The organism is Rhodococcus sp. 05-339-2 (assembly GCF_002258965.1).
In the GTDB taxonomy this organism is placed as follows: Bacteria; Actinomycetota; Actinomycetes; order Mycobacteriales; family Mycobacteriaceae; genus Rhodococcoides.
The window spans coordinates 877,267-889,187 of the sequence record NZ_NOYW01000018.1; the positions used below are offsets into that span (position 1 = coordinate 877,267).

Sequence of the window (11,921 nt, forward strand, 5' to 3'; positions counted from 1 at the left end):
GGGATTCTGCCCGGGCCCACCGACAGACGTCTGCGGCCCCGTCAGCCGGGCAAAATCGGCACCGCTTCGACTCCGGTCAATCCGGTGACCTCGCGCCAGTACCGGTCGCCGACCGGATCGGTGTTGTTGAGCGCGAACACGGCCCGCGCGTCGGCCACGTACTCCGTTTCCGGCGAGGCGTCCACCGCCAACACCGGAGTGGTCAGGTTGCGTGAGGGCAGCGGATCCATCCGGGATCCGTCGACGGTCACCTCGACCACCGGTGTATCGGTGGCGACCCGTGCGATCACGATCGTGTCGCCCGTACTCCAGTCCAGACTCGTGGCGTCACTACCGAGTCCGATGGCCACGGCCCTCGGCTCGGTCAGGGAGTACACGCCCGAGGGCTCGCGCACCACCGTCGCCACGTACACGACGCCGTCGACGATGAGCGCCGCTCGCACCCCGTCGCGGGCCAGTCGCAGTTCGGTGATCCGATTGCCGAGTGTCGTGACGGCGGTGGCCTCGACCGGGATCACCGACACCTGACCGGTGGATGGATCGCGGGCGGCCCGGATGACGTTGGTGCCGTCGATCACCGCCCACGCCGCGTTGTCGTCGGCTCCCCAGGTGGGACGCGTGATCGATTGCCCCTCGGCCACGGGGAACGCGCCACCGTCGTAGCTACCGACCATGAGCGTGCTCGACGGCGCAGGGGCGGGCCGTCCGGTGTCCGCGACGCCTGCCACGAGGGTGCCGTCGTTCGACAGCGCCACCGAACGCAGGTTGCGGGCCTGCCCGAAGTACCCGGGAGCGGGGGTGGTCTCCGCCTCGTCGACGCGGAGCAATGTGCCGGAGGCGAGTGCGTGCAGCCCGATGCTGTCGTCGGTACCGCCCAGCGGATCGAACGCGTCGACGCCCGCGGTCGTCCACCCGTCGGGCTTGGTCGTGTCGATGGGTTGACCGTCGGCGAGCAACACGTACGGCCCTGCCACCTCCGCCGAGGCGAGAGTCCAGATCACTTGAGCGGCAAGCAGTTCGCGATCGCGGTCACCCTTGTTCTGCAGGCCACCGAAGTCGATCTTGATGCCGCCGAGTCCCACCCCCACCTGCGAGGTCTGGCCGTCCGCCTTGGTGATGGGCCCGCGAATACTCACATCGTCGGACAGTTCGTTGCTCACCGCGGCCGCCAGCGCCGACTTGGGGCCGTCGATGAGCAGCTGCACGAGCTGGTTGGCGAGCTGGTCCTGCGATCCGCTGGTCCACCGCACGTCGGGCACGAGTACGCCACCGAGCGGATCCACGAAGTAGAGCGATCGCTGCTGATAGGTGTTCAGAAATGCGGATCGATCGATGACGACGCCCGGCGGCAGTTTCGAGATCCGCCACTGACCGTCCACTCGGGCCATCTCGATCGCGGCGTCGACCGTGTCCGAGCCGGCCTGGTACTCGCCGCCGGAGGCCAGCATTCCCGCCGTCGTCGAGCGGATGGTGAACTGCGCGGTGTCCGCAGTTCGTGGACCGGACAGGGTGTCGATCCGGTCCGCTACGACCGTCCGTGCGCCGTCGTCCCACGTTCCCGACGCCTCCTCGGTGAGAAACTGCCGGGCGGCCTGATGCCTGTTGGCCGAGACCGCGCTGGCCTCGAAGAAGTCGTCGAGCAGGCGATCGGGCTCGCGTCCCGGCTCGGGGGCCGGGGCGCTGGTCGGCACGGCACCGGCGGTCAAGGTGCCGATGGCCTGAGGGCTGGACGACTCAGGCAGGCTGGCGCAGCCGCCGACGAGGGCGACGACGAGCGCGCACATCGCCAGCACCCGGGTGCTGCGACGACACGAGAAGATCACGTCGCGGGCTCCGACGCGGATGTCTTGGGTGCGGTGATCGCGGGAATCGGTTGTCCTTGTGCGAATTTCCTGGTGCTGGGTTTGAGGGGCAGTGGGGATCCGATCACCTTGTGCCCGCGCACGAGCGGCAGGGTGAGTCGGAAACATGCGCCTTCGCCCACTGCTCCCCACGCTTCGAGCTTACCGTCGTGCAGGCGGGCGTCCTCGACGCTGATGGCCAGCCCCAGGCCGGTGCCGCCGGAACGTCGAACGCGGGAGGGATCCGAGCGCCAGAACCGGTTGAACACCAGCTTCTCTTCGCCCGGTCGCAGCCCGACTCCCTGATCGCGCACCACGAATGCTGCCGCGTCGGCGTCCGAGCGTAGCCGCAGCAGGACCGGCTTGCCCTCGCCGTGGTCGAGTGCGTTCGCCAGCAGATTGCGCAGGATTCGTTCCACCCGTCGAGGGTCGACCTCGGCGATCACTGCGGTCTCGGGCATGTCGACGATCACTTCGGTGCCGGTCTCGCGGGCCAGATGCCGCACGGTCGACACCGCCGCTCGGGCGCACATGCGCAGGTCGAGCTGTTCGGCGGCCAGTTCGGCCACGCCCGCGTCGTGGCGGCTGATCTCGAGCAGGTCACCGAGCAGGGTCTCGAACCGATCGAGCTCGTTGACCAGCAACTCCGACGATCTCTTGAGTGCAGGCTCCAGGTCGTCGCTGGCGTCGTGAATGAGGTCTGCGGCCATCCGAACGGTGGTCAGCGGGGTGCGTAGTTCGTGGCTGACGTCGGAGGTGAATCGGCGCTGGAGATTACCGAATTCCTCGAGCTGGGTGATCTGTTTGGACAGGCTCTCGGCCATCTCGTTGAACGACATCGCAAGTCTGGCCATGTCGTCCTCGCCGCGGACCGGCATGCGTTCCTTGAGCCTGCCGTCGGCGAATCGCACCGCGATCCTCGACGCCGAACGAATGGGCAGAACCACCTGCCGCGCGACGAGCATCGCGATCGCCGCGAGCAGAACCAGGAGCACCACCGCGCCGATGAACAGCGTGCCGCGAACGAGCGAGAGCGTGCGATCCTCGCTGGCCAGCGGAAAGATGAGGTAGAGCTGCAGGGCCGAGATGTCGGATCCGGTGGGCGATCCCATGATCAGCGCCGATCCGGAATACCCGCCGTCGCTGTCGGTCACCGTGGCGTACTGCGAACTGATCAGGCCCTTCTTGACGAAGTCGCGCAGGCTGTTCGGGATCTGATCGACCGGACCGACGGACGCCTCAGCTCGGGTGGCATCGCCCTCCACGATCAGGACCGGATCGAACGATCCCGCCGACCCGGTGGTCGACGCCGCGTCCAGATCCTGGTTGGTCAGTGCCGCCCTGGCCCGTTCGAGGCGTGTCGCGAGCCCGCTCGAATCGTCGGCTCCGGCGAGGTTGCCCTCGACGGTGGTCCGCGAACGGTCGAGCTCCTCGGTCGCGGCGGACAACTTGGCCTCGAGCAGTCGATCGGTGATCTGGCTGGTCAACACCACACCGAGGATGAGAATGACCACCAGGGACAGCGTGAGCGTCGACACGACGACGCGCAGCTGCAGAGACCGTCGCCAGGCATGGCCGAGCGACGTACTCAGCGAACGAAACCAACGCAGTACCGGTGAGAACTTGCCGTTGATCCGCCGCCGAGAATGGGAGAAACGGATCACGGCGGTCCGGCCTTGTAGCCGACCCCCCTCACGGTCAACACCACCTCGGGGTTCTCCGGGTCCTTCTCCACCTTGGCGCGCAGACGCTGCACGTGCACGTTGACCAGTCGGGTGTCGGCCGCGTGGCGGTAACCCCAGACCTGTTCGAGCAACACCTCTCGAGTGAACACCTGGCGAGGTTTGCGGGCAAGCGCCACGAGCAGGTCGAACTCGAGGGGCGTCAGGGAGACGAGTTCGTCGCCGCGACTGACCTTGTGGGCCGGCACGTCGATGACGATGTCTGCGATGGACAGCAGTTCGGCGGGTTCGTCCTCGGTCCGACGCAGGCGCGCACGCACCCGAGCGACCAGTTCCTTCGGCTTGAAGGGCTTCATGATGTAGTCGTCCGCACCGGACTCGAGACCCAGGACGACGTCGACGGTGTCGGTCTTGGCCGTCAGCATGACGATCGGCACGCCCGAATCGGCACGAAGGACGCGGCAGACGTCGATGCCGTTCATTCCGGGAAGCATCAGGTCGAGCAACACCAGGTCCGGCCGATTCTCACGTACGGCAGCCAGAGCTTGGGTGCCGTCGCCGACCACGAAGGGCTCGAATCCCTCACCGCGCAACACGATGGTGAGCATCTCCGCCAGAGCCGAATCGTCGTCCACAACCAGAATCCGAGGCTTCATGGTCCTATGGTGTCACTTTCCGAACCCCTGATGGCTGATTGAACATGTCGGCGGCGAGTCGATCGGGGTCGACGTCGGCGGTGACGACCCGCCACGGCGACACCCAGTGCGATGCAGCGAGGGTGCTGTACGCAGCCGAGGTTCGGCTCTGCAGTGAGCTGTCGCGCTCGTAGGAATCCCGGGTGCGAGCGGCGTCCGCACTCTCCCGGGCCGCAGCACGCTCGGCGGCCAGCGCCACCGGGACGTCGAGGAGAATCTGGACATCGGGAACGGGCACCGCGAATCGCTCGAACTCGAGCGACCTGATCCATTCGACGGCCTCGCCGTCGGCGGACTGCTCGAGCCGAGCGGCGGTGTAGGCGGCGTTGGATGCCACGTACCGATCGAGAAGAACGATATCTTTGTCCGAGAGCAACTTTCGGATCTCCTCGCCCGCGTCCCGGCGATCGAGAGCGAACAACAGGGCCATCGCGTGCACACTGCCTGCGGTGTCGCCGTGTTCGCCGTGCAACGCCTCCGCAGCCAGATCGGCGTGGATCGACCGGTCGTACCGGGGAAACCCGATGCGCTCGACCGACAGGCCGTCACGTTCCCACGCCGAAACGAGCCGACGGGCGAGCGTGTTCTTGCCCGCTCCGTCGACTCCTTCGATGACGAACAGTTTTCCCACTCCCGGACCTGGCCCCGTCGGTCAGTAGCGGTAGTGCTCGGGCTTGTACGGGCCCTCGACGTCGACGCCGATGTACTCGGCCTGCTCCTTGGTGAGCTTGGTGATCGAGCCACCGAGCGCTTCGACGTGGATGCGGGCGACCTTCTCGTCGAGGTGCTTGGGCAGGCGGTAGACCTCGTTGTCGTACTCGTCCGGCTTCGTCCACAGTTCGATCTGAGCGATGACCTGGTTGGAGAAGCTGTTGCTCATGACGAACGACGGGTGTCCCGTGGCGTTGCCGAGGTTCAGCAGTCGCCCCTCGGACAGGACGATGATCGAGTGCCCGTCCTTGAACTGGTACTCGTCGACCTGCGGCTTGATGTTGATCCGCGTGACGTCGGGAGCCTTCTCCAGCCCGGCCATGTCGATCTCGTTGTCGAAGTGACCGATGTTGCCCAGGATCGCCTGGTGCTTCATCTTGCGCATGTGCTCGAACGTGATGATCGACAGGTTGCCCGTCGAGGTGATCACGATGTCGGCCTGCTCGATGAACTCCTCGACCGTGCGCACGTCGAAGCCGTCCATGAGCGCCTGCAGCGCATTGATCGGATCGGCCTCGGTGACGGTGACCCGCGCACCCTGGCCCTTGAGCGCCTCGGCGCAGCCCTTGCCCACGTCGCCGTAGCCGCAGACCAGCACGGCCTTGCCGCCGATCAGGACGTCGGTGCCGCGGTTGATGCCGTCGATCAGCGAGTGCCGAGTGCCGTACTTGTTGTCGAACTTGCTCTTGGTGACGGAGTCGTTGACGTTGATGGCCGGGAACGTGAGCTCTCCGGCGGCCGCGAACTGGTAGAGCCGTAGCACTCCGGTCGTGGTCTCTTCGGTGACCCCCTGAACGGACTCGGCGACCTCGGTCCACTTGGACTTCGATGCCTCGAGCGAGCGACGAAGCAGGCCGAGGAACACCTTGTACTCGTCCGAATCGTGATCGTCGTCGGTCGGCGGTACGACGCCTGCCTTCTCGAACTGCGCGCCGCGCAATACCAGCATCGTGGCGTCGCCACCGTCGTCGAGAATCATGTTGGCGGGCTGCTCGGGCCAGGTGAGCATCTGCTCGGCCGCCCACCAGTACTCTTCGAGGCTTTCACCCTTCCAGGCGAACACCGGGACGCCCTTGGGCTCCTCGACGGTGCCGTAGGGCCCGACGACGACGGCCGCTGCCGCGTGGTCCTGGGTGGAGAAGATGTTGCACGACGCCCACCGAACTTCGGCACCGAGTGCAACAAGGGTCTCGATCAGCACGGCTGTCTGCACGGTCATGTGCAGCGATCCCGAGACTCGCGCTCCCTTGAGCGGCTGCACGTCTGCGTATTCGCGGCGCAGCGCGATCAAGCCGGGCATCTCGTGCTCGGCGAGTCGGATTTCCTTGCGGCCGAATTCCGCGAGCGACAGGTCTGCGACCTTGAAGTCGATTCCACCGCGGCGATCCACGGTGAGTGCCGATCCTGACGTAACTGAGGTCGTCATCTTGCCTCTCCTGTTGACTGAGTATCTGTTCCCAGGCTATCGGGTCCGCGCGGCGGCACCACCGGCTGCCCGAGCGAGCAGGAGTGGAACCGGCGAATCGACCGACCGTCGAGAACCCGCTCTACCCGTTTCGTCCGGCTCGCGCCAGGATTCGAGCCCGTTTTCGGGGCAGGATGTTCGCGCGGGCGATATCTCCCTGGTAGTGCGCCGATACCCGCGGATCCATCACCCGACGCCACAGCGGCGGAATTGCGGCGAGGATCACCATCGACGCGTAGCCGGCGGGCAACTGCGGGGCCTCGTCGCAGGAGAGCAGGGTCTGATATCGCTTGCCCGGATTGGCATGGTGGTCGCTGTGCCGCTGCAGGTGGTACAGAAATATGTTGGTGCAGATTCTGTCGCTGTTCCAGCTGTGGCGAGGCGAGCACCGAACGTATTTCCCGCGATCGTTCGTTTCGCGGAGCAGGGCGTAGTGCTCCACGTAGTTCACCATCTCGAGCAGGACGAATCCGACGACGGCCTGCACCAGAAGATACGGCGCGATGGACCAGCCGAACACGATCAGCAACGAACCGAACAGCACGACACTGAGCAGCCACGTGTGCAGCAGCGCATTGGAAGGGCTGGCGACCGAGCGGCCCTTACGCCGGAGTCGTTGCGCCTCGAGCTTCCATGCGGAGGCAAGGCCGCGGATCGTGCTGCGCGGCACGAAGGTCCACACACTCTCGCCCAGTCGTGCGCTCGCGGGATCCTCCGGCGTCGCCACCCGGACGTGGTGACCACGATTGTGTTCGACGAAGAAGTGTCCGTACAGCGTCTGGGACAGGGCGACCTTGGCCAACCAGCGCTCGTGCTGCTCGATGCGATGGCCCAGTTCGTGAGCGGCGTTGATACCCGTGCCTGCCACCAGGCCCACCGTGACCGCGAGGCCGATCTTGTCCACCACGCTCAGATCGCCGTATGCCCACATCCAGCAGGCGACGAAGAGTCCGACGAACTGCACGGGCAGAAACAGATACGTACACCATCGGTAGTACCGATCGTTCTGCAATTTTTCGCTGGCCGACGCATCCGGATTGTGTCCGTCCTCGCCCGCGATCAGATCGATCACCGGAATGATCACGAAGAACACCAGCACGCCGCTCCACCAGAAGAGCGGCATGCCCGTCCAGTAGACCAACTGCGACGGCAGTAGCGCCGACGCCGGGGCCAACAGCCCCAGCATCCACAGATAACGTTTGTTGTCCTGCCAGCGAACCGACCGTTCACTGGCCTTCGAATCCCGCCCCCCGAAAGCGACACCCGAATCCTCCGTAGAAGTGATTCGGCCGTCCACACTCACTGTTGCAACACCCTCTCATCGAACTTTTTGAGTCCTCCAAGTCTGTTTTCGAGGGTATAACATTCCCACGGTCTGATGTGACGCTATCTAAATTCGCCGCACAATCGCTGGTCAGCGGTCATGAACGCCCAGCGCTGTCACTGCGCAGGTCAGCGCTCGGGCTTCTCGGTCCTGGACTTGCCTGCTTCTCGCAGCCCCATCACCGAGTGACGCCTGCCGTACAGGACGTAGATCACCACGCCTGCGGCCATCCAGACCAGGAACCGCAACCACGTCTCCACCGACAGGTTGAGCATCAGCCACAAGCAGGCCAGGACAGCGAGAATCGGCACCAACGGAACCCACGGCACCCGGAAGCCACGCTCGAGGTCGGGTCGAGTCCGGCGCAGAACCAGCACACCCGCAGACACCAACACGAACGCGAACAGCGTGCCGATGTTCACCATCTCCTCCAGCGTTCCCAGCGGAACGAAGGCAGCGAGGAGACCGACGATGACACCCACCAGAATCGTCGTCCGAACCGGCGTGCCCTTGCTTCCGGTGTGTGCCAGTCCCCGCGGCACCAGTCCGTCGCGCGACATCGCGAAGAGCACTCGGGTCTGCCCCAACATCAACACCATCACCACGGTCGTCAGACCGGCGAGGGCACCGAACGAAATGATGTTCTTGGCCCAGGTCAACCCATTCAGCTCGAACGCCGTCGCCAGCGTGGAGCTGTCGCCGGCCAGATCGGTGTACTTGACCATTCCGGTCAGCACCAACGTGACGGCCACGTAGAGCACGGTCACGATCGCGAGCGATCCGAGAATCCCGCGCGGCAGTGCCTTCTGGGGTTCCCTGGTCTCCTCCGCGGTCGTGGCGACCACGTCGAAACCGATGAACGCGAAGAACACCAGTGACGCCGCAGCCAACAGTCCGTACCAACCGAAGGTGCTGCCGCCGGCACCGGTGACGAACGAGAACAGCGACTGGTGCAGCCCCTCACCGGTCGACGCAGGCTCCGACGGCGGAATGTAGGGATCGTAGTTGGCGACCTTGATGTAGAACGCGCCGACGACCACGACGAAGAGAACGACGATGACCTTCACCGCGGTGATCACCAGCGACACCCGTGAGGACAACTTGGTACCCGACGCGATCAGCACCGTCAGGACCACCACGATCAGCAGTGCGCCCCAGTCGAAATTCAGAGAACCGATCTCGAGCACCGGCGCGGACGTACCGAGCAGATCGCCCAGATAGAGCGACCATGCCTTCGCCACCACGGCGGCTGCGAGGCCGAACTCGAGGATCAGATCCCATCCGATGATCCATGCGATGAACTCGCCGAACGCCGCGTACGAGAACGTGTACGCACTTCCCGCCACGGGCACCGTCGACGCGAACTCGGCGTAGCACAGCGCCGCGAGGCCACAGGCGATCGCCGCGAGCACGAAGGCCAACGACACAGCCGGTCCCGCAACGTTTCCTGCGGTCCGCGCGGTCAGGGTGAAGATGCCGGCACCGACGGCGACGGCGACGCCGAACACGGTCAGATCCCAGGATCCGAGTTCTTTCCGAAGTTTCGTGTCCGGCTCGTCGGTGTCCTCGATCGACTGCTCGATCGATTTGGTCCGGAACCAACCCGTCGTACGTGGGGTCTTCGCGGGCCGGTCTGCTCTGGTCATCGGGTCTCCGTATCGCCACTTCACATCTACCGACGGATCACCGAACTCATCCGTCACTTCGATTCACTGTGGCATCAGACTATTGCCTACGGGCACGCCATCGGACCGATCTCACGGTTCGAATCGGCAGACGCTCCGTGAACGCGCGATCTACAGGCGGCCAACGGAGGCCACGAACACCTCGGCCTCGCCCGAATCGGCGGTCACGGTGACGGATTCGTCTGCAGCGGGTATCCATGCCGAGCTGCCCTGGGGCACGGTCAGCTCGAACTGTCGGTCTGCGGTAGCGGCGACGACGGTGCCACTCGTGCACAACAGAATTCTCGGGCCGGAGCCGGGAACGGCGACCGTCTCCCCCGCCGCAACCGCAGTCCGACTCAGCGCGAATTCCGGTGCAGGCGTCGGATACAGATAGGTCGGTCGATCGTCGACACCCGGAGTGATGGGCGAGATGTCGGCAGGCTCGAAATCGAGCACCCGCAACAGTTCCGGGACGTCGACATGTTTGGGGGTCAGTCCGCCGCGGAGCACGTTGTCGGAGTTCGCCATGATCTCGACCCCGGTGCCGCGCAGGTACGCGTGCAGATTTCCGGCGTCGAGGTACAGACCCTGGCCGGGAGTCAGGTTCACCCGATTGAGCAGCAGCGCCGCGAGCACTCCGGCGTCACCGGGATACGACTCCCCGAGCTCGAGCAGAGTTCTGGCCTCGGCGGCGAATCGTCCACCGTCCGTGCGTGCGGGACCGGAGAGATAGTCGATGCATCCTTGGGCGACGGCAGGCAACATGTCGTCGAGTGCCTGCCCGGGCAGCGTGATCCACGAGGTGAACACGGTGCGCAGCCCCGAGGCATCGGGCTGGGCGGCCAGCAGAGTTCGATACCCGCTCAGGGCGGGGACGGCCAACGCGTCGAGCAGTTCGACGGTCTCGGTCGGACGCCGGAAGCCTGCCAACGCCTCGAATTCCGTGAGCGCGACGATCAATTCGGGCTTGTGGTTCGGATCCCGGTAGTTGCGTACCGGAGAGTCGATCGGGACACCCGCGGCGTTCTCGCGTGCAAAGCCTTCACGTGCCTGAGCACTGCTGGGATGCGCCTGCAGAGACAAGGGCTCTTCCGCGGCTAGCAGTTTCAGCAGGTACGGCAGGCGTGACTCGTACTGCTGCGCGGAGCCACCGAGATGAGTACCCGGATCGTCGTCGATCAGCGTGAGCAGCGGGGTGCTGCCGCCCTCGTGCACCACATGCGCGGAGTCGGCCGGATGAGCGCCGAGCCAGATTTCTGCCTCGGGATGATCGGACGGCACCGGGCGTCCCTGAATTCGAGCCAGAGCGGTTCGCGAACCCCATGCGTAGGACCGAACCGCGCCTCGCAAGAGCTGCACTAGCTACCGCCCATCAACAGCAGATACGCGGCAGTGGTGTCCAACCGCGTGGCCAACACGGACATCGTGTCGAGCACCGAGAGTCTATCCGGATCCCGCACCGGTGGGGGGCCGTCGAATTCGGAACGTGCGTGCTCGCCACCGAACAGCGCCTCGCTGGAATCGGCGAGCAACATTTCCGACTCCGGTACACCTGCGATTCGTCGTTCGGTCATCGCGCGATCGACGTCCGAGGCCACCACGACGACGCGCATCGGCAGCGCAGGCGGTGGTCCGTCGAGCTGCTCGTCGTGAAAGAACGAGTCGAATGTCTGTGATGTGCCGGATGATTCGACGACGGACGCCCGAATGGATGCGGCAATGACGTCACCCAACTCCCCCGCACCGACGACGACACCCGCCACGCGCAGCAGCACCTCGCTGCCGTGCCGAGCGACCTCGACCGCAGCAGGACTGCCCCCGGTCAGCACGACGCGTCGACCGTTCAACCCACTGGCGAGGGCCTTGGCCGGATTGTGGAACATCTCGTTGGACGGGCTGTTCCTCACCGCCTCCGCGTCGAGCAGGTCTGCAAGACGAGACAAATTGGGCAGCAACGTCTTCCACGATCCGCCGGCAACCGCACCGAGTACCGCAACGAACGCCGCGAGGTAACGCATCAGCGCGTTGTGGTCGCGAACCGCGATTCGCGGCGGCAACCACATGACTCTGGCTCCCCGGACGGCACGCAGCGGCCCCTCCTCGGGGGCAACCACCACGACTTCGGCACCACGCCGGGATGCCGCGTCGACCGACTCTGCCAGTCGCGGATCCCCTGCGTCGTCGCCTGCCACCACCACCACGTCGAGCGGGCCGATCCACGGCGGGGTACCGGTGCTTCGCACGAGGGGGACGCCGAGGCGGTCACCGAGCGCAGCGACCAGCAGTGACGCTGCCCGACTGCTCCGCCCGTCGCCGGTCACGATCACCACGCTCCGGGGACGCAGATCGGCCAGCCGGGCGAGGACCGACTCGTCGACCGCGGTCGCGACGGCACGAACCTGAGCGCCCGCCAGCGCTGCGCTGCGCAGGGAGCCCTCGCGATCGGCTGCGATGAGAGCATCCGAATCGTCGAGATCGACCAGAGACGACACTGCCGTCATGGCTGCGACACCTCCCCTTACCTCACCCGCTCGAA

Annotated in this window: 9 protein-coding genes; all 9 read right to left on the reverse strand. The window is 65.6% G+C overall.

Translation table 11 applies throughout. The annotated features are described in order from the left end of the window. Positions 1-41: 41 nt before the first annotated feature. The 9 genes from lpqB to CH273_RS21885 all read right to left on the reverse strand — a co-directional run bounded on the left by lpqB (position 42) and on the right by CH273_RS21885 (position 11,886). Positions 42-1,784, reverse strand: coding sequence for an MtrAB system accessory lipoprotein LpqB (gene lpqB, locus CH273_RS21845; RefSeq protein ID WP_052050429.1), 1,743 nt, complete (start codon positions 1,782-1,784; stop codon positions 42-44). 35 nt (positions 1,785-1,819) lie between these two features. Continuing rightward, entirely contained in the window at positions 1,820-3,505 is a 1,686-nt protein-coding gene (gene mtrB, locus CH273_RS21850) for an MtrAB system histidine kinase MtrB (RefSeq protein ID WP_032397663.1), read from the reverse strand. Next, positions 3,502-4,179, reverse strand: a complete 678-nt coding sequence (gene mtrA / locus CH273_RS21855) for an MtrAB system response regulator MtrA (protein ID WP_027496508.1) — start codon at positions 4,177-4,179, stop codon at positions 3,502-3,504. Before mtrA ends, mtrB begins: the two co-directional genes overlap by 4 nt. Positions 4,180-4,183: 4 nt before the next feature. Next, positions 4,184-4,849 carry a dTMP kinase gene (locus CH273_RS21860; RefSeq protein WP_032397662.1) on the reverse strand — a complete coding sequence of 222 codons (666 nt, stop codon included), beginning with the start codon at positions 4,847-4,849 and terminating at the stop codon, positions 4,184-4,186. 21 nt (positions 4,850-4,870) lie between these two features. Beyond that, positions 4,871-6,355 carry an adenosylhomocysteinase gene (gene ahcY, locus CH273_RS21865; protein WP_032397661.1) on the reverse strand — a complete coding sequence of 495 codons (1,485 nt, stop codon included), beginning with the start codon at positions 6,353-6,355 and terminating at the stop codon, positions 4,871-4,873. Positions 6,356-6,476: 121 nt separating this feature from the next. Then, the gene (locus CH273_RS21870; protein ID WP_045199982.1) at positions 6,477-7,580 is read right to left on the reverse strand and encodes an alkane 1-monooxygenase; all 1,104 of its coding nucleotides are present in this window, start codon (positions 7,578-7,580) and stop codon (positions 6,477-6,479) included. 266 nt (positions 7,581-7,846) lie between these two features. Beyond that, complete coding sequence (locus tag CH273_RS21875; RefSeq protein ID WP_032398289.1) at positions 7,847-9,364, reverse strand: amino acid permease; 1,518 nt, start codon at positions 9,362-9,364, stop codon at positions 7,847-7,849. Positions 9,365-9,514: 150 nt separating this feature from the next. Continuing rightward, entirely contained in the window at positions 9,515-10,744 is a 1,230-nt protein-coding gene (manA, locus tag CH273_RS21880) for a mannose-6-phosphate isomerase, class I (RefSeq protein ID WP_082322644.1), read from the reverse strand. After that, positions 10,744-11,886 carry a hypothetical protein gene (locus CH273_RS21885; protein WP_032397659.1) on the reverse strand — a complete coding sequence of 381 codons (1,143 nt, stop codon included), beginning with the start codon at positions 11,884-11,886 and terminating at the stop codon, positions 10,744-10,746. Before CH273_RS21885 ends, manA begins: the two co-directional genes overlap by 1 nt. Positions 11,887-11,921: the final 35 nt, after the last annotated feature.